General features: G+C 63.3%; 12 protein-coding genes. 4 read left to right on the top strand and 8 right to left on the bottom strand.

The window, feature by feature from the left end; translation table 11 throughout:
- Positions 1–61 precede the first annotated feature (61 nt).
- The 7 genes from HU729_RS05845 to HU729_RS05815 all read right to left on the bottom strand — a co-directional run bounded on the left by HU729_RS05845 (position 62) and on the right by HU729_RS05815 (position 12,622).
- Positions 62–1,555: an efflux transporter outer membrane subunit gene (locus HU729_RS05845; protein WP_186708928.1), complete on the bottom strand. Its 1,494-nt coding sequence runs from the start codon at positions 1,553–1,555 to the stop codon at positions 62–64.
- Positions 1,552–4,662, bottom strand: a complete 3,111-nt coding sequence (locus HU729_RS05840; RefSeq protein ID WP_186708926.1) for an efflux RND transporter permease subunit — start codon at positions 4,660–4,662, stop codon at positions 1,552–1,554. The genes HU729_RS05845 and HU729_RS05840 overlap by 4 nt, the downstream gene beginning before the upstream one ends.
- Positions 4,659–7,757 carry an MdtB/MuxB family multidrug efflux RND transporter permease subunit gene (locus HU729_RS05835; protein WP_186664312.1) on the bottom strand — a complete coding sequence of 1,033 codons (3,099 nt, stop codon included), beginning with the start codon at positions 7,755–7,757 and terminating at the stop codon, positions 4,659–4,661. The genes HU729_RS05840 and HU729_RS05835 overlap by 4 nt, the downstream gene beginning before the upstream one ends.
- Positions 7,754–9,025, bottom strand: coding sequence for an MdtA/MuxA family multidrug efflux RND transporter periplasmic adaptor subunit (locus HU729_RS05830; RefSeq protein ID WP_186708925.1), 1,272 nt, complete (start codon positions 9,023–9,025; stop codon positions 7,754–7,756). Before HU729_RS05830 ends, HU729_RS05835 begins: the two co-directional genes overlap by 4 nt.
- 212 nt (positions 9,026–9,237) lie before the next feature.
- Complete coding sequence (gene tpx / locus HU729_RS05825; protein ID WP_186664309.1) at positions 9,238–9,738, bottom strand: thiol peroxidase; 501 nt, start codon at positions 9,736–9,738, stop codon at positions 9,238–9,240.
- Between the two features lie 123 nt (positions 9,739–9,861).
- Positions 9,862–11,142, bottom strand: coding sequence for a serine/threonine transporter (locus HU729_RS05820; RefSeq protein ID WP_186664307.1), 1,281 nt, complete (start codon positions 11,140–11,142; stop codon positions 9,862–9,864).
- A gap of 280 nt (positions 11,143–11,422) precedes the next feature.
- A complete protein-coding gene (locus HU729_RS05815; protein ID WP_186664305.1) occupies positions 11,423–12,622 on the bottom strand; it encodes an amino acid aminotransferase in 1,200 nt (399 codons plus the stop codon).
- Between the two features lie 300 nt (positions 12,623–12,922).
- Between HU729_RS05815 and HU729_RS05810 the strand changes: the two genes are divergently transcribed.
- Positions 12,923–13,435, top strand: a complete 513-nt coding sequence (locus HU729_RS05810; RefSeq protein WP_186708923.1) for a hypothetical protein — start codon at positions 12,923–12,925, stop codon at positions 13,433–13,435.
- Positions 13,436–13,706: 271 nt separating this feature from the next.
- Here HU729_RS05810 and HU729_RS05805 read toward each other — a convergent pair whose 3' ends face one another.
- Positions 13,707–14,732, bottom strand: coding sequence for an Ldh family oxidoreductase (locus HU729_RS05805; RefSeq protein WP_186708921.1), 1,026 nt, complete (start codon positions 14,730–14,732; stop codon positions 13,707–13,709).
- 414 nt (positions 14,733–15,146) lie between these two features.
- Between HU729_RS05805 and HU729_RS05800 the strand changes: the two genes are divergently transcribed.
- The 3 genes from HU729_RS05800 (at position 15,147) to HU729_RS05790 (ending at position 18,732) form a co-directional block, all read left to right on the top strand.
- Positions 15,147–15,959 carry a type 1 glutamine amidotransferase gene (locus HU729_RS05800; RefSeq protein WP_186664299.1) on the top strand — a complete coding sequence of 271 codons (813 nt, stop codon included), beginning with the start codon at positions 15,147–15,149 and terminating at the stop codon, positions 15,957–15,959.
- 403 nt (positions 15,960–16,362) lie between these two features.
- Positions 16,363–17,274: a 5-dehydro-4-deoxyglucarate dehydratase gene (kdgD, locus tag HU729_RS05795; protein ID WP_186664298.1), complete on the top strand. Its 912-nt coding sequence runs from the start codon at positions 16,363–16,365 to the stop codon at positions 17,272–17,274.
- Between the two features lie 102 nt (positions 17,275–17,376).
- The gene (locus HU729_RS05790) at positions 17,377–18,732 is read left to right on the top strand and encodes an MFS transporter (RefSeq protein ID WP_186708918.1); all 1,356 of its coding nucleotides are present in this window, start codon (positions 17,377–17,379) and stop codon (positions 18,730–18,732) included.
- The last annotated feature ends 72 nt before the right edge of the window (positions 18,733–18,804 follow it).

Raw genomic sequence — 18,804 nt, 5'->3', positions numbered from 1 at the left:
GGTTACGCACGGTGCCGGCGTTATCGCGGGCTTGCCCCGCGATAACGCCGGCACTGCAACCTTACTGTTTGTCAGCCTCTGCGAACGCCGGCCCCGCTTCCCAGCCGCCGCCCAATGCCGCGATCAACTGCACGCTGGCCACCAGGCGCCCCTGCAGCAGATTCAGCACACTGCGTTCGTTGCTCAGCGCCGTGGTCTGCACGTTCACCACATCCAGATAGCCGATCAATCCGGCACGGTACTGGTTCTCGGTCAGGCGCAACGATTCACGGGCAGCATCCAGCGCTTCCTGGCGTACCACCGCTTCGTCGGCATACACCTTCAACTGCACCAGGTAGTTCTCGACCTCCTTGAAGCCATCGAGCACCGTCTGGCGATACTGCGCTACGGTCTGGTCGTAGACCGCCACGGTGCGGTCCACCTCGGCGCTACGCTTGCCAGCGTCGAACAGGGTCAATGCCAGTTGTGGCCCCACCGACCAGTAGCGATTCGGCAGCTCGATCCAGTTGTTGAAGCTGCTGCTCGAATAGCCGCCATTCATGCTCAACGACAGATCGGGGAAATAGGCCGCGCGCGAGACGCCGATGCTCGAGTTGGCGGCCATGACCTTGCGTTCGGCCGAGGCGATATCCGGACGACGCTCCAGCAACTGCGACGGCAAGCTCACCGGGATCGGCGGCAGCGCAGGGATATCGTTGCTGGCGGCCAGCGAGAACTCGGCCGGCGCCTTGCCCATGAGCACGGCGATGGCATTTTCATACTGGGCGCGCTGCCAGGCCAGGTCGATCAGGTCGGCCTGGGTGCTCTTGAGCTGGGTACGTGCCTGGGCGACGGCGTCCGGGCCGGCGACGCCGGCGCGGTACTGGTTCTCGTTCATCCGCAGCGAGCGCTCGTAAGCGGCCACGGTGGCTTCGAGCAAGCGTTTCTGTTCGTCGATGACCCGCAGCTGCAGGTAGTTCTGTACCAGCTCCGACTGCTGGCTCAGACGAATCGCCGCCATGTCGGCGAGGCTGGCCTGGGCGCTGGACTCGTTGGCATTCATGGTCTCGCGCAGTTTGCCCCAGAGGTCGATTTCCCAGCTCACGCCCAACTGCGCGTTGTAGGTGTCGCGAATGCCGCTGCTGTTGTTCGACAGGCTCGAGCTGGAACTGCCAGTGCCCTGGGCTGAACGGTTCTTGCTAGTGGTGAGGTTCAGCGACGGGAACAGCGACGCCCGGCTGCTGCGTACCAGGGCCTGGGCCTGACGGTACTGCGCTTCATACTGGGCGACCGTCTGGTTGCTGCGGTTGAGTTCCTCGACCAGGGCGTTCAGGCCCTTGTCGCCATACAGCTCCCACCAGGCACCGCGGGCGATGGCATCCGAGGGGTTGGCCTGGGTCCAGCCCTCGGCCTGCTTGAACTGCGTCGGGGTGCTGACCTCAGGGCGGTGATAATCGGGGCTCAGGGTACAGGCACTGAGCATCGCCACGCACAGGCCGGCGCCAAGCAGGCGCGATCCACGGCCACGGGTCAGCAATTGCAGGGCGCGGTGCAGCGGGGTCTGGGCAAAGTTCATAGCGGGGTTTCCAGGGCGGCGTCGGTGCGCACGCCGCGCCAACGGTTGAAACGGTGGCGCGCGCGGTCCAGGTACAGGTAGACCACGGGCGTGGTGTAAAGGGTGAGGATCTGGCTGAAGACCAGGCCACCGATGATCGTCAGGCCCAGCGGCTGGCGCATTTCCGCGCCTTCGGCCTGGCTGAGCAGCAACGGCAATGCGCCGAGGATGGCGGCGATGGTGGTCATCAGGATCGGTCGCAGGCGCAGCAGGCAGGCGCGACGGATCGACTCTTCCGGCGACAGGCCTTCATTGCGCTCCAGTTGCAGGGCCAGGTCGATCATCAGGATGGCGTTCTTCTTCACCACCCCGATCAGCAGGAACAGCCCCAGCAACGAGATCAGGCTGAACTCCCCGCCGGTCACGTAAAGCGTGAGCAATGCACCAACCCCCGCCGACGGCAGGGTCGAGAGGATGGTCAGCGGGTGGATGTAGCTCTCGTAGAGGATGCCCAGCACCAGGTACACCAGAACCAGTGCACCGAGGATCATCAACGGCTGACCCTGGGCGGTCTTGGTGAAGGCGTCGGCACTGCCACCGAGCTTGGCGATCACCGACTCCGGCAGGCCCAGCTTGGCCACCTCGCGCTCCAGCGCCGCCAGGGCCTGGTCGACGCTGTAGCCCTCGGCAACGTCGAAGGAGATGTCTTCGGAGGCGAACTGCCCCTCATGGCTGACCCGATCATTGGCCAGGCTGTTCTCGTAACGGGCGATGGTCGACAGCGGCACCCGCGCACCCTCGGCCGTGATCACCTGCACCTGCTCCAGGGTGCTCGGGTCCCAGGCGTATTTGGGGTTGATCTCCATTACCACCTGGTATTGGTTGAGGCTGTCGTAGATGGTCGAAATCTGCCGCTGGCTGTAGGCGTTGTTCAGCACGGCAGTGACCATGTCCATGTCAATGCCCAGGCGCTTGGCCTGGTCGCGATCGACCACCAGGGTCACTTGCTGGGTGCCGGCACCATCGCGGGCGTCGATGGCCGTCAGCTCGGGCAATTTGCGCAAGGCCGCGGCCACCTTGGGGAACCACTCGCGCAGGGCTGCCAGATCCCCGCTTTGCAGGGTGTAGAGGTATTGCGAGGTGCTTTGATCACGCCCGCCACCGCCCAGCTGCAGGTCCTGGTCGGCCATCAGGTACAGGCGCCCGCCCGGCACCTTCGGCAACTCCTTGCGCAGACGCTCGATGACCTTCTGCGCATTCTCCTTGCGCTCGGCGATCGGTTTCAGCCGTACCAGGACGAAGGCGTTGTTGGTGCCGCTGTTACCGCCAATGAAACCAGCGACGCTCTGCACGGCCGGGTCCTTGAGCAGCGCCCGGCGGTAGATTTCCATCTTCGGCTGCATCACGGTGAACGACAGCCCGTCATCGCCCCGCACGAAGCCCTGCAACTGACCGGTATCCTGCTGCGGCATCAGGGTCTTGGGCACGATCACGTACAGGGCGACGTTGAGCACGATGGTCGCCAACAGGCTGATCAGCGTCAGCCGGCGATGACGCACGGCCCAGCCCAGGCTCTTGTCGTACCCCTCGACCATGCGTTGGTGCACCCGGTCGCTCCAGCGCTGCAAACGCGTCTGGTGTTGTGGGGCATGGGGTTTGAGCCAGCGCGAGCAGAGCATCGGCGTGAGGGTCAGCGACACCAGCAGCGACACCAGGATTGCTGCGGCCAGGGTGATCGAAAATTCCTGGAACAGCCCGCGCACGATACCGCCCATGAACAGGATCGAGACGAACACCGCCACCAGCGAAACGTTCATCGACAGCAGGGTGAACCCCACTTCCTTGGCACCCAGAAACGCAGCGCGCATGGGCTTGGCGCCATTCTCGATGTGCCGGGAAATGTTCTCCAGCACCACGATGGCATCGTCCACCACCAGCCCTGTGGCCAGGATCAATGCCATCAGCGACAGGTTGTTCAGCGAAAAGCCACACAGGTACATGACCGCAAAGGTGCCCACCAGCGACACCGGCACGGCAAGGCTCGGAATCAACGAGGCACGCAGATTACCCAGGAACAGGTACACCACCAGGATCACCAGCACCACGGCAATCAGAAGCGTGTGCTCGGCTTCCTTGAGCGTGGCCTTGATCACCGGCGAGCGGTCCATGGCGACGTTGAGCTTGACGCTGGCCGGCAGCAGCGACTGCAGGGCCGGAAGCTGGTCCTTGATCTGTTGCACGGTCTGGATGATGTTGGCGTTGGTCTGGCGGTTGACCACCAGCAGCACCGCCGCATCGTCGTTGAAGAAACCGCTGTTGTAGCGGTTCTCGACACCGTCGCTGACCTTGGCCACATCGGCCAGGCGCAGGATGGCACCGTTCTGCTGGCGGATCACCAGCGGCTTGTAGTCATCGGCCTTTTCCAGCTGGTCGTTGGCGCGTACCTGCCAGTTGCGCTCGGCATCCTCGACGAAACCCATGGGGCGGCGCTGGTTGGCGTTGGCCACGGCGGTGCGTACATCGTCCAGCGCCAGGCCATACTGGTTGAGCAACTGGGGCTCAAGCTCGATGCGCACCGCCGGCAGCGAACTGCCGCCGATCTGCACTTCCCCTACCCCACTGACCTGCGACAGGCTCTGCGAGAGGATGGTGTCGGCCAGGTCGTACAACTGCCCTTTGGACAGCACGTCCGAGGTCAGCGACAGCACCATGATCGGCGCCTGCGACGGGTTGACCTTCTTGTAGGTGGGCATGCTGCGCATGCCGCTGGGCAGCAGGTTGCGGGTGGCGTTGATTGCAGCCTGCACCTCGCGCGCCGCGCCGTCGATGTCGCGCCCCAGGTCGAAGCCGATGATCACCCGTGTCGAGCCTTGGCTTGAGCTGCTGGTCAGGGTGCTGACCCCGGCGATGCTGCCCAGCTTGCGCTCCAGCGGCGTTGCCACGGTCGAGGCCATCACCTCCGGGCTTGCGCCTGGCAGGCTGGCCTGCACCACGATGACCGGGAAGTCCATCTGCGGCAGCGGCGAGACCGGCAGCAGGCCGAAACTGACGCCACCGAGCAGCATGATCGCCAGGCTCAGCAGCATGGTCGCCACGGGCCGGCGAATGAACGGTCCGGACAGGTTCATGCCTCGGCCTGCGCGGTATCAGCGGCCGGGCGCCAGCGGCGCGCCAGGCGGTCGAAGTAGAGGTAGATGACAGGCGTGGTGAACAGCGTCAGCACCTGGCTGACCAGCAGCCCGCCGACCATCACCAGGCCCAGCGGTTGGCGCAGTTCGGCGCCGGAGCCGGTGGCGAGCATCAACGGCAAGGCGCCGAACAGCGCCGCCAGGGTGGTCATCAGGATCGGCCGGAAGCGCAGCAGCGCGGCCTGGTAGATCGCCTCGCGCGGGCTCATGCCCTGGTGACGCTCCGCCTCCAGGGCGAAGTCAATCATCATGATCGCGTTCTTCTTGACGATACCGATCAACAGGATGATACCGATGATGGCGATCATCCCAAGGTCGTTGCCACTGAGCAGCAGCGCCAGCAAGGCACCCACGGCCGCCGACGGCAGGGTCGAGAGGATGGTCACCGGGTGGATATAGCTCTCGTAGAGCACGCCGAGCACGATGTACATGGTCACCACGGCGGCGAGGATCAACAGCAAGGTGCTCGACAGCGAGGCCTGGAAGGCTTCGGCGGCGCCCTGGAAGCGGGTCTGCACGCCCAGCGGCATGCCGATGTCCTGCTGCACCTGCTCGATCACCTGCACCGCTTCGCCCAACGACACGCCCGACCCGAGGTTGAAGGACATCATCACGGCGGGGAACTGGCCGATGTGCGAAATGGCCAACTGCGCCTGGCGCTGTTCGATGCGCGCCAGCGCCGAGAGGCGAACCTGGCCGCCATCGGTGGCCTTGACGTGAATCGACTCCAGCGCCTGCGGGCCAATGCTGGCCGCAGCCTGCGACTGCAGCACCACGCGGTACTGGCTGGCCTGGGTGTAGATGGTCGAGATCTGCCGCTGCCCGAAGGCGTCGTACAAGGCGTTGGTGATCTGCGCGACGGTGATGCCCAGGCGGCTGGCCATGTCGCGGTCGATCACCAGATACACCTGCAGGCCTTTGTCCTGCAGGTCGCTGGCAACGTCGGTGAGCTCAGGGCGCTGTTGCAGGGCATGGACCAGCTTGCCGCTCCACTCGGCGAGCATGTCCGGGTCAGGCGAGGACAGGCTGAACTGGTACTGGGTGCGGCTGACCCGGTCCTCGATGCTCAGGTCCTGTACCGGCTGCATGAACAGGCGAATACCCACCAGCCGGTCGAGCTGCGGCTGCAGGCGGCTGATCACCTGGCTGGCCGTGACATCGCGCTCGGCATGGGGCTTGAGGTTGATCAGCAGGCGCCCGCTGTTGAGCGTGGCGTTGTCCCCGTCCACACCAATGTACGAAGACAGGCTCTGTACCGCCGGATCCTGCAGGATCACCTTGCTCAGTGCCTGCTGGCGCTCGCTCATGGCGCTGAACGAGATGGACTGGGGGGCTTCGGAAATGCCCTGGATCACCCCGGTGTCCTGCACCGGGAAGAAGCCCTTGGGCACGATGATGTAGAGGAACACCGTCAGCGCCAGCGAGCCCACCGCCACCAGCAAGGTCAGCGGCTGGTGCTTGAGCACCCACGTCAGGGCGTGGCTGTAGCGTTCGATCAGCCAGTCGATCCAGGCACCACTGGCGCGGTAGAAGCGGCTCTGCTCTTCTTCCTTGGGTTCGCGCTTGAGCAAACGCGCGCACATCATCGGCGTGAGCGTGAGCGATACCACCAGCGAGATCAGGATCGCCACCGCCAGGGTGATGGCGAACTCGCGGAACAGCCGGCCGACGACATCGGCCATGAACAGCAGCGGAATCAGCACCGCGATCAGCGAGAAGGTCAGCGAAATCAGGGTGAATCCGATCTGCCGGGCGCCTTTGAGCGCTGCCTGCATCGGCGTTTCGCCTTCTTCGATGTGCCGGGAGATGTTCTCCAGCATGACGATGGCATCGTCCACCACGAAACCCGTGGCGATGGTCAGGGCCATCAAGGTCAGGTTGTTGATCGAAAAGCCGGCCAGGTACATCACACCGAAGGTGCCGATCAGCGACAGCGGTACGGCGATCGACGGAATGATCGTGGCGCTGACCCGCCGCAGGAAGACGAAGGTGACCATCACCACCAAGGCGATGGCGAACAGCAGCTCGTGCTGCACATCGCGCACCGCGGCGCGGATGGTCTGGGTTCGGTCGGTGAGCACGCTGACGTCGAGGCCGGCCGGCAGGTTGTCGGTGATCGACGGCAGCATCTCCTTGATGCGGTCGACCACTTCGATGACATTGGCCCCGGGCTGGCGCTGGATGTTCAGCAGCACCGCGTGGTTTTCATTGGCCCAGGCCGCCAGGCGCTCGTTCTCGGCACCGTCGACGATCTCGGCGACGTCCTTCAGGCGCAGCGGTGCGCCGTTGTTGTACTTGAGGATGAGGTTGGCGTATTCGTCGGGCGAACGCAGCTGGTCGTTGGCATCGAGCATCGACACCCGGGTCGGGCCATCGAAGTTGCCCTTGGGCTGGTTGACGTTGGAGGCGCCGATCAAGGTGCGCACATCGTCCAGGTTCAGGCCGTTGGCGGCCAGGGCATCGACGTTGACCTTGATCCGCACCGCCTGGCGCTGGCCGCCGGCGATGCTGACCATGCCGACGCCGCTGATCTGGGCGATTTTCTGCGCTACACGGGTGTCGACCAGGTCGTTGAGCTTGGGCAGCGGCATGGTGCCGGAACTGATGGCCAGGGTCAGCACCGGGGTATCGGCCGGGTTGACCTTGTTGTACACCGGCGGGGCCGGCAGGTCGCTGGGCAGCAGGTTGCTGGCGGCGTTGATCGCAGCCTGGACCTGCTGCTCGGCAACGTCCATGTTCATGTCCAGGTTGAAGCGCAGGGTCAGCACCGAGGCGCCGCCCGAACTGGTCGAGGCCATCTGGCTAAGGCCCGGCATCTGGCCGAACTGGCGTTCCAGCGGCGCAGTGACCGCGCTGGTCATCACCTGGGGGCTGGCGCCCGGGTAGAGGGTCATGACACGGATGGTCGGGTAATCGACCTGGGGCAAGGCTGCCACCGGCAGCATCTTGTAGGCGATCAGGCCGGCCAGGACGATGGCCAGCATGCTCAGCGTGGTGGCGACCGGGCGCAGGATGAACAGCCGCGAGATGTTCATGCGCCCGCCTTGCTCGACTCACCGGTCTGGGCCGAGCCCTTGGCTTCCTGGCCTTGCAGGTGCTGGCCAGGAGTGGTCGGCACTTGCGAGCTGTCCTCGACCACCTCGACCTGGGTGCCCTCGCGCAGGCGGTCGGTGCCTTCGAGCACCAGGCGCTCGCCGGCCTTCAGGCCCTCCAGGATCACGCTGTTCTCGCCGTCGCTGGCACCAACCTTGAGCTTGCGGACATTGACCTTGTTCTCGGCGTTGACCACATAGGCGAAGGTGCCGTCGTTGCCGAACTGGATCGCCGCCGCCGGGGCCAGCACCACCTGCTTGAGGGTATCGGCCAGCAGGCGCACGTTGACGAACTGGTTGGGGAACAGGGCGAGGTCCTTGTTCTCGAAGAAACCCTTGAACTTCAGGGTGCCAGTGGTGGTGTCGATCTGGTTGTCGAAACTGCCCAGCACACCGGTGGACTGCAGCTTGCGGTCACCGCGGTCCCAGGCCTCGACCGGCAGGCGCGCGCCACTGCGGTAGCGCTCGAGCACGGTGGCCAGTTCGGTTTCCGGGAGGGTGAAGGCGACGTTGATCGGTTCGGTCTGGGTGATCACCACCAGCGCGGTGGTGTCGTTGGCCGCCACCAGGTTGCCCAGATCGAGCTGGCGCAGGCCCAGGCGACCGCTGATGGGGGCACGAATCTGGGTGAACTCCAGGTTCAGGCGTGCGTCGTTCACCGCAGCCTGGTTGGTCTTGACCAGCCCCTGGAACTGCCCGACCTGGGCTTCGGCGGTGTCCAGTGTCTGCTTGGCGATGCTGTCTTCGGCGTACAGGCCTTTATAGCGGGCCAGATCGACCTGGGCGTTCTTCAGCTGCGCCTGGTTCTGCGCCAGGGTGCCCTCTGCCTGCTGCAGGGCAATCCGGTACGAGCGCGGGTCGATCTCGGCCAGCAGGTCGCCAGCCTTGACCTGCTGCCCTTCCTTGAAGTGGATCTTGACCAGCTCACCCGCCACCCGGCTGCGAACATTGACCGTATTAGCCGCCGTGACCGTACCCAGTGCCTTGTAGTAGAGCGTGAAGTCGCCGACCCGCACAGGTTCGACGCGCACCGGCACCGGGTCGCTGGAGGCCCCGAAGCCTGGGCGCCCGCCTTTGCCCATGCGCACGCCCTGCTCCTTGTGCGTCGGGGCAGCGGCAGGCCACAGCCACCAGGCCAGCAAGGCCACCAGCAGCAGGATCAGCAGGCCGAACAGCCAGCGACGGGGAGAACGGGAGGCAGAAGCTTGCATGGGTTGAACGAACCTTGTTCAGAGAGTGGCGACCGGGGGAGATTGAACGATAAGCACTGGCATCGCTTTAGCAAAGGGCCTTTACCAGGCATTTACCATTGGCTGACGTTGCTAAAACGATGAACTTTAAATGAAAACGGCCCGGAATGGCTTCCGGGCCGGCGTAACAGTGTGTAAACCGCTGGGGCCGCACTGCAGCCCTCTGCCCGCGTTTACTTCAGAACAGCCAGAGCGGCGTCGTAGTTCGGCTCGTCGGCGATTTCCCCGACCAGTTCGGCGTGCAGCACCTTGTCGTTCTCGTCCAGTACCACAACGGCGCGGGCAGTCAGGCCGGCCAGCGGGCCGTCGGCGATGGCAACGCCGTAGTTCTCGATGAACTCACGACCACGCAGGGTCGACAGGTTCTTTACATTCTCCAGGCCTTCGGCGCCGCAGAAGCGCGCCTGGGCGAACGGCAGGTCGGCGGAGATGCACAGCACCACAGTGTTGGCCAGGTCATTGGCCTGGGCATTGAACTTGCGCACCGAGGTAGCGCAGGTCGGAGTGTCGACGCTCGGGAAGATGTTCAGCACCTTGCGTTTGCCGGCATAGTCCTTCAGCGACTTGTCGGCCAGGCCTTCGCCGACCAGGGAAAAGGCAGGCGCCTGGGCACCGACCTTGGGCAACTCGCCCTTGACCTGAACCGGGTTGCCTTTGAGAGTCACTTGAGCCATGGCAGAAATCCTTATAGGGGTTTGAAAAGGATTCCGAGTTAATCGCTTTTAGCGTCGGGCTGCAAGCTTCGAGCAACAGGCAGGCGCGGATTGCCGCGCGCCCGCCTGCTCTGTGCGACGGCCTCAGTTCAGCAGGCCGTAGACCACCGAACTCAGGGCCACCAGGCCGATCGCCACGACGAAGAGGTTGGACATCGCACCGCTGTACTTGCGCATCGACGGCACACGACGGATGGCGTACATCGGCATCAGGAACAGCAGCACCGCGAGGATCGGGCCGCCCAGCGACTCGATCATGCCCAGAATGCTCGGATTGAGCGTGGCGACGATCCAGCACACCACCAGCATCAGCGCCGCGACCACACGATCCAGGGCCTTGGCCCCCGGGCGCAAGCCGGTCTTGACGATGATCCCCTTGAGGCCTTCGCTGGCACCGATGTAGTGGCCCAGGAACGACTTGGCGATGGCGACGAAGGCGATCAGCGGCGCGGCGAAGGCGATGGCCGGATTGCTGAAGTGGTTGGCCAGGTACGACAGGATCGACAGGTTCTGCGCCTTGGCCTCGGCCAGTTGCGCGCTGCTCAGGGTCAGCACGCAGCTGAACACGAAGAACAGCACCATCACCACCATCAGCAGATGGGCACGGGCCAGGATCTGCCCACTGCGCGCGTCGGCATGCTCGCCATAACGGCGCTTCTGATCGACCGCGAAGGCCGAAATGATCGGCGAGTGGTTGAACGAGAACACCATTACCGGGATCGCCAGCCACAGGGTGTGGAGGAAGGCCGAACCAGACGGCAACTGGCCAGCAGTATCGAGAATGCCACCATTCCAGTGCGGCACCAGGTACAGGGCCAGCAGCGCCAGGGCGACGATAAAGGGATACACCAGCAGGCTCATGACCTTGACCGTGGCCTGCTCACCGCAGCGCACAATGGCCAGCAGGCCGAGGATCAGCACGAACGAGAGGATCGCGCGGGGTGGTGGCGTCATGTGCAACTGGTGCTCCATGAAGCTTGCGACCGTGTTGGTCAGCGCCACGCTGTAGATCAGCAGGATCGGGAAGATGGCGAAGAAGTACAGCACGGTGATCAGCGCACCGGCGGTGATGCCGAAATGCTCCTCGACCACCTCGGTGATATCGCCGCCCTTGCTGCCGGACAGCACGAAACGGGTCAGCGCACGGTGTGCGTAGTAGGTCATGGGGAAGGCCAGCACGGCCAGGATCAGCAGCGGCCAGAAGCCGCCGAGGCCGGCGTTGATCGGCAGGAACAGCGTGCCTGCGCCGATGGCCGTGCCGAACAGGCCCAGCATCCAGGTGGTGTCTTGACGCGACCAGCTACCGAGGGTGGCTTGTTGGGTCGATTCGAAGCGTTGTTCGACGCTTTGGGCCTGCTCATTCATTCCGGGTGCAACTCCACTCGCAAGACTGCAACAGGCTGAGAGTGGCGAAATAGAAGCCTCACGCCACCTCAACCGAAAAAGAGGGGCGCGATTGTGCACTGAATAGGTGCTGTTGCGAAGCCCCGTCCGAGGGACGGCACCTGTTTTGAGAAGAGGAAGCGAATCGTTGTGGGAGCGGCGGTTCGCCGCTGCGACTTGCCCGCGAAGGCGTCGGTAATCTCACCTCTTTGTTTCGCGGGCAAGCCCGCTCCCACAGGCCAGGCATGCCTGGCCCGGCGGATCAGCCCTGCTGCACCGCCGCAAACGCCTCGGCGACACGCTGCAGGTTGTCCGGACGCAAGCCAGCCATGCACACCCGGCCGCTGTCGATGATGTAGACACCGAATTCGTCACGCAGGCGGCGCGCCTGCTCGGCACTGAAGCCGGTGTAGCTGAACATGCCACGCTGGCGCAGGAAGAACTGGAAGTCCTGGCCTGGCAACTGCTTGGCCAGTGCATCGACCAGCCCCTGGCGCATGTCGAGGATACGCTTGCGCATGGTCTCGACTTCCGCCTGCCACTGGGCGTTCAGGCCGGCATCGCCGAGCACGCCGGCGACCAGCAGCGCACCATGGCTGGGTGGGCTGGAGTAGTTGCGGCGCACCGTGGCCTTGAGCTGACCCAGCACGCTCTGGGCGCTCTGGGCATCATCGCTGACCACCGACAGGCCCCCTACCCGCTCGCCATACAGCGAGAAGATCTTGGAGAACGAGTTGCTGACCAGGCACGGCACACCGGCACGGGCCATTTCACGGATAGCGTAGGCGTCTTCGGCCAGACCTTCGCCGAAGCCCTGATAGGCGATGTCGAGGAACGGAATCAGCTCGCGAGCCTTGACCACCTCAACCACTTGCTGCCACTGGCTCTGGCTCAGGTCGACGCCGGTAGGGTTGTGGCAGCACGGGTGCAGCAGGACGATGCTGTGCTTGGCCAGGGTCTGCAGGCTCGCCAGCATGCCGTCGAAGTCCAGGCCGCGGGTGGCCTGGTCGAAGTACGGGTAGGTGTGCACCTTGAAGCCCGCGCCTTCGAAGATCGCGCGATGGTTGTCCCAGGTCGGATTGCTGACCCACACCTCGGACTGCGGGAAGTAGCGCTTGAGGAAGTCGGCACCGACTTTCAGTGCACCCGAGCCGCCCACAGTCTGCACGGTGGCGACACGTCCGCCGGTCACTGCCGGATGGTCGGCACCGAACAGCAGCGCCTGGATCGCCTGGCGGTAGCTGGCCAGGCCTTCCATGGGCAGGTAAAGCGAAGCCTCATGCGGCTGGCCGGCCAGACGCTCTTCGACCTTGCCCACCGACGGCAGCTGCGGCACCACGCCAGCTTCGTCGTAGTACAGACCGATACTCAGGTTGACCTTGTCGGCGCGGGGATCGACCTTGAAGGCTTCCATCAACGAGAGAATCGGGTCGCCGGCATAGGCATCGACATGTTTGAACACAGCTTGCAGCTCCTTGGATCAGGACAGTTCGGAAAGGCTTCCCCGAGCATACCTGCAGTGACGCGCAAGGAACATCACTGAATGTGCAAGGTGTGAATGCAGGTTTGCATAGCATTGCCGATAGTGCACATCTGCTGATATTTGCTGCGCGATTCCCTTAGGTGCGAGCCGTTTTTCAGGTACTGAGCAAGATTGCAGGAGATTCCCACAGAAAAGCCGGATCCAACCGGCAGATTGCTGTATCCCCATCCAGGCATCGTTCGCAGCTCGTCGGACCAGCCCATCAGCTGAGGAGCGCGCATGCGAACCGAAAAGACTTATCACTATATCGGTCATTACGGAATTGCATTCGACGTCAGTGAATTCACTATCCAACCAGGCGAATGCTGTGACATCCGAACACTTTCCTTACCTTACGCACACAAATCGCGTCATCAGATACTTGAGAAAGCACAGGAGCTCTATGAACGGATGCTTCCCGGGAAACAACCTTGCCGTATGAGAGTGGTGGTTTCTCGGGCACTTGCACGCCAGCAAGCCGACTTGCTCAATGAACAGCGCATTACATTGTTTACGTTGATCGGAACAGCAGTAGGTAAAGCCGCAGGAACCGTGGTCGCCAGTGGAGCAGGCACTTTAGCGGGCGCAGCTGTCGGCACGGCTGCCGGGGCTGCTGCAAGTTGGCTGATCAAAGGAAAGATAGCGACCTTTCATGCCGGTGATGTAATTGTCGCCTTGGAAGCATGGGTCGAGGGTGGCATTGGCCCACAGCACACTACCGTCATGATGATTCTTCGAGAACGAGATGTCTGAAATAATCCAGATAGCGTGCATTGTCGTCACCAGCCTGTTACTCGACTGGCTATGCAAGCCCGTTGCGCTACGCAGATTCCTGTATTTATTTTTCCTGGCGACAGGCATTGCGGCCTGCACTCATATAGGCAGTCGTGAAGTGCTCTATTGGGACGGCGGAGAATGGAGCATCTTTCTCATACTTGCAGGCTTTCCTCTACTGTTCGAGCGCAGCCACTGGTTCGACAGAGAGCCCTGAAGGGGGCCTGCAGGCCCCGCAGTTTGTGGCCACTCAGCTGGAGAGCGCCTCAAGCCTATCCCACTCGGCCTCCCTAACCGCCACCCCTTCCCGCTCCGAAACCGCCCGCTCCTCGAACCGCCGCTCCCCGGGCAGGCGCGACAACCCTGCCGCCTGCATCCGCTTCACCAACGCCTGGCTGCGCTCGGCAAAGCGTCCACCTTCAGCCTTGCTCGGGTCGATGACGATGATCAGCTGTCCGGTCCAGGGTGTCTTGGCGCCTGGATGCTGCGACCAGTCGAACTCCCAGGAAAAATGCCCGCCCGTCAGCGCCGCCGCGAGCAGCTCGACCATCATCGACAGCGCAGAGCCCTTGTGCCCACCGAACGGCAGCAAGGCGCCGCCTTCGAGGATGGCCTTGGGATCGGTGGTCGGTTTACCCTCGGCATCGACGCCAACACCGGGCGGCAACTGCTCACCCTCGCGCGCGGCGATCTGTACATCACCATGGGCCATGGCACTGGTGGCCATGTCGAAGACGATCGGGGCGAGTCCCTGACAAGGTGCGGCGAACGCGATGGGGTTGGTGCCGAACAACGGTTTGCAGGCGCCATGGGGCACCACGCAGGTCATGCTGTTAACCACGCTCAATGCAACCAGGCCCTCTTCGGCAAAGGGTTCCACATCCGGCCAGAGCGCCGCGAAATGGTGGGAGTTATGAATAGCCAGCACGGCAATACCCGCCTGCCGCACCTTCTCTACCAACAACGTGCGTGCCGCCGCCAGGGCTGGCTGGGCGAAACCGCCCCTGGCATCGACCCGCACGAAGGCCGGGGCGACATCCGTGACCTCGGGCACCGCAGCGCCATCGACCCAGCCGCTGGTCAGCGTCGAGACATAACCCGGCATGCGGAACACACCATGGCTGTGAGCACCATCGCGCTGGGCGCTGGCGCAGTTGGCGGCCAGCACTGCGGCCACTGACTCGCTGCATCCATGACGCTGGAAGATCTGCTGCAACCGCTCCTGCAACTGCGCAAGAGGCACACGTACGACGGTATCGGTGGATGGTGCAGACATCTGAAACTCCCTTTATTGGATTTGGAATGGCGATAGCCCAGGGCAATGCCTGCCACTCTTCCCTCGGCAAGGGTGTGCTGTCAAATCCGGCAAGCGCGCAAACGCCAGGTTTATTGCAGCGCTGCAATGACCCAACTGCGTCGTTAAATATTATTGACCGACTGCCCTGCCAAAGCCTTGTCGGCTCGGGCTTCCAGCAGGCGAAGCCCCCAAAAACAGGCAGATCGCCCCCTGAAACCGACCCGCCAGTCGTTTGACATATTAAACGGCTCTGGCAAGCTATGAAGCATGTCCCGACCGGTCCGCAGCCTTCAGGCCGCGCCGGCAGTGCTCGGGACCACAGGTCACGCATCAAGGGCCCAAGGCCGCGGACCTGCACAACAACGACAGGTAAAACCTGTCCCAAGGTGACATATGTCCAACAGCAACATTGGCAACAAGCAACCCGCCCTGCGCAAACCCGTCGTCCTGATGACCATGGGTACCCAAGAGCGCAAAGGTCACGACTATCAGGTCATGACCCATAAATACATCACTCCCCTGGTCGATTTCGCCGACTGCGTACCGGTTCTGGTCCCTACCTGCTGCGGCACCGACGCCCTCGAGGCGTACCTGGACATGGCCGACGGCGTCTACCTGACCGGCGCCGGCAGCAATATCGATCCGGCCCTCTATGGCCAGGAGAACGAAACCCCCGGCAAGGCCCAGGACAAGGATCGCGACCTGTTCGACATCCCCCTGGTACAACTGGCCATCGCCCGCGGCCTGCCGATCTTCGGCATCTGCCGTGGCATGCAGGAAATCAACGTGGCCCTGGGTGGTGACATCTACCAGAAGGTCTACGCCGAACCTGGCTTCAACGACCACCGCGAAAACCCTGAAGACCCGGTCGATGTGCAATACGCCGCCTCCCACGGCGTGAAGATCAAGCCCGGTAGCTGGCTGCGCGACACCCTGGGCACCGACGAGATCCGCGTGAACTCGCTGCACGGTCAGGGCCTGCGCAACCTGGGTGAAGGCATCGAGCCGATCGCCCACGCCGAAGACGGCCTGGTCGAGGCAATTCATGCACCGAGCATTTCGCCCTTCCTGTTCGCGGTGCAGTGGCACCCCGAGTGGCAAGCGGCGAAGAACCCTGATTCGATCAAGATGTTCCAAGCCTTCGGCGACGCCTGCCGCGCCCAGGTCCGCAAGTCCCAGGCCAGCAAGCGCCACCAGGCGGCCTGACCCCTCTTCGTTAGCTTTGATCGCGGGGCGGCGCAAGGTCGCCCCTGCTTCCCCGGTCACCCTCTGCTGGTCCCAGAACACTTCCCGTGGAAGCGGGCGGCGGGCTTGTGCCTGTCTCCGCGATCTTTTTTTTCCTCAAGACATACGATGACTGATCGGCCGTAGTGCACGATCAGCCGTTTCGGCTGGTGGTTGCGGCTCTATCGCGGACGAGGCCGCTCCTACAAAATCACAGCTATGGCTGATCCACCGGGAGCTGACGCACACCGCGACAGGGCCCTACGGATAGGCGTCGCTTCAAAAATTTTCTCAGGCAGGGCTAGTCATCGTGTAAGTTGTACGATAACTTACCTCTCACCTTGGTACACCTTCTTACCCAAGCGCCCCCAGGATGCCTACAACAATGAATCCACAAGAACTGAAATCCATCCTCTCCCACGGCCTGTTGTCGTTCCCCGTCACCGACTTCAACGCCCAGGGCGACTTCAATCCCGCCGGCTACATCAAGCGTCTGGAATGGCTGGCCCCCTACGGCGCCAGCGCGCTGTTCGCCGCCGGAGGCACCGGTGAGTTCTTCTCCCTCGCTGCCAGCGAATACAGCCAGGTGATCAAGACTGCCGTTGACACCTGCGCCACCTCCGTACCGATCCTGGCTGGTGTAGGCGGTGCCACCCGCCAGGCCATCGAGTACGCCCAGGAAGCCGAGCGCCTGGGTGCCAAGGGCTTGCTGCTGCTGCCGCACTACCTCACCGAAGCCAGCCAGGACGGCGTAGCCGCCCACGTGGAAGCCGTGTGCAAGTCGGTGAAGATCGGTGTGGTGGTGTACAACCGCAACGTCTGCCGCCTGAACGCTGCACAGCTCGAAAAACTGGCTGAGCGCTGCCCGAACCTGATCGGCTACAAGGATGGCCTGGGTGATATCGAGCTGATGGTGTCGATTCGTCGCCGCCTGGGCGATCGCTTCAGCTACCTGGGTGGCCTGCCGACCGCCGAGGTGTATGCTGCGGCTTACAAGGCGCTGGGCGTGCCGGTCTACTCCTCGGCCGTGTTCAACTTCGTACCCAAGACCGCAATGGACTTCTACAACGCCATCGCCCGCGACGACCACGCCACGGTCGGCAAGTTGATCGATGACTTCTTCCTGCCGTACCTGGACATCCGCAACCGCAAGGCCGGTTACGCGGTGAGCATCGTCAAGGCCGGCGCCAAACTGGCGGGCTACGACGCAGGCCCGGTACGCACCCCGCTGACCGACCTGACCGGCGAAGAGTACGAAATGCTCGCCGCCCTGATGGACAAAATGGGCCCGCAATAAGCGACCCCCGCGGCCTGCCAATGCCGCTGCCGGAGCGCCAGCCGCGCTCCGGCCCACAATCCGAATGCCCCGCACAACAATAAATAGTGGGAGAACACCAGCATGCAAGCGACGAAAAAGACGCATGTACGCTACCTGATCCTGTTCATGCTGTTCCTGGTGACCACGATCAACTACGCCGACCGCGCCACCATCGCTATCGCCGGTTCAAGCCTGCAGAAGGATCTGGGCATCGACGCGGTCACCCTCGGTTATATCTTCTCCGCCTTCGGCTGGGCCTACGTGGCCGGGCAGATTCCCGGCGGCTGGTTGCTGGACCGCTTCGGTTCGAAGAACGTCTACGCATTCAGCATCTTCACCTGGTCGCTGTTCACCCTGCTGCAAGGTTTCGTCGGCGGCCTGCCGGTGGCCTGGGCAGTCGTCACCCTGTTCACCCTGCGCTTTCTGGTCGGGTTCGCCGAAGCCCCGTCGTTCCCGGGCAACGCCCGCATCGTTGCGGCCTGGTTCCCCACCGCCGAACGCGGCACGGCCTCGGCGATCTTCAACTCGGCGCAGTACTTCGCCACCGCGCTGTTCGCACCGCTGATGGGTTGGATCGTGTTCAGCTTCGGCTGGGAACACGTGTTCGTGGTCATGGGTGGCCTGGGCATCCTGTTCTCGATGGTATGGATGAAGACCATCTACAACCCTCGCCAGCATCCGCGCATCAACCCGGCCGAACTCGAGCACATCGAGCAGAACGGCGGCCTGGTGGACATGGACCAGAAACGCGGCAACGACGGCCCGAAATGGGGCTACATCAAGCAACTGCTGACCAGCCGCATGCTGCTGGGCGTTTACCTGGGCCAGTACTGCATCAACGCCATCACCTACTTCTTCCTGACCTGGTTCCCGGTGTACCTGGTGCAGGAGCGCGGCATGACCATCCTCAAGGCCGGCTTCATCGCCTCCTTGCCGGCCATCTGCGGCTTCATAGGTGGGGTGCTGGGCGGTGTGCTGTCGGACTGGCTGCTGCGCCGCGGCAACTCGCTGACCTTCTCGCGCAAGCTGCCCATCGTCTGTGGCCTGTTGCTATCCACCACCATGGTGTTCTGCAACTACGTGGACGCCGAATGGATGGTGGTCGGCTTCATGACCCTGGCCTTCTTTGGCAAAGGCATCGGCGCCCTGGGCTGGGCAGTGGTCGCCGACACCTCGCCCAAACAGATCGCAGGGCTCTCGGGCGGCCTGTTCAATACCTTCGGCAACATCGCTTCGATCACCACGCCGATCGTCATCGGCTACATCATCAGTGCCACCGGCTCGTTCAAATGGGCACTGGTGTACGTGGGTGCCAATGCGCTGGTAGCGGTATTCAGCTACCTGGTGATCGTCGGCCCGATCAAGCGCATCGAGCTCAAGGACGAAGCCACACCGCAAGCGGCGCCCAACGCCGAACTGGCCGGCTCGCGCCAGTAACCTGAAGTACGCCGGCGCCCCGGGATGGGCGTCGGTGGCCGTATAAAAGCCTGAAAGAAATCACAAGAAGGG

Source organism: Pseudomonas sp. RW10S2 (assembly GCF_014268985.1).
Lineage (GTDB): Bacteria > Pseudomonadota > Gammaproteobacteria > Pseudomonadales > Pseudomonadaceae > Aquipseudomonas > Aquipseudomonas wayambapalatensis.
This window is presented reverse-complemented; position numbering and strand designations above follow the sequence as displayed.

Bases quoted from the DNA above. Each gene is read 5' to 3' on its own strand.
- HU729_RS05845 (WP_186708928.1), bottom strand. From the start codon at position 1,555: ATGAACTTTGCCCAGACCCCGCTGCACCGCGCCCTGCAATTGCTGACC.
- HU729_RS05840 (WP_186708926.1), bottom strand. From the start codon at position 4,662: ATGAACCTGTCCGGACCGTTCATTCGCCGGCCCGTGGCGACCATGCTG.
- HU729_RS05835 (WP_186664312.1), bottom strand. From the start codon at position 7,757: ATGAACATCTCGCGGCTGTTCATCCTGCGCCCGGTCGCCACCACGCTG.
- HU729_RS05830 (WP_186708925.1), bottom strand. From the start codon at position 9,025: ATGCAAGCTTCTGCCTCCCGTTCTCCCCGTCGCTGGCTGTTCGGCCTG.
- tpx (WP_186664309.1), bottom strand. From the start codon at position 9,738: ATGGCTCAAGTGACTCTCAAAGGCAACCCGGTTCAGGTCAAGGGCGAG.
- HU729_RS05820 (WP_186664307.1), bottom strand. From the start codon at position 11,142: ATGAATGAGCAGGCCCAAAGCGTCGAACAACGCTTCGAATCGACCCAA.
- HU729_RS05810 (WP_186708923.1), top strand. From the start codon at position 12,923: ATGCGAACCGAAAAGACTTATCACTATATCGGTCATTACGGAATTGCA.
- HU729_RS05805 (WP_186708921.1), bottom strand. From the start codon at position 14,732: ATGTCTGCACCATCCACCGATACCGTCGTACGTGTGCCTCTTGCGCAG.
- HU729_RS05800 (WP_186664299.1), top strand. From the start codon at position 15,147: ATGTCCAACAGCAACATTGGCAACAAGCAACCCGCCCTGCGCAAACCC.
- kdgD (WP_186664298.1), top strand. From the start codon at position 16,363: ATGAATCCACAAGAACTGAAATCCATCCTCTCCCACGGCCTGTTGTCG.
- HU729_RS05790 (WP_186708918.1), top strand. From the start codon at position 17,377: ATGCAAGCGACGAAAAAGACGCATGTACGCTACCTGATCCTGTTCATG.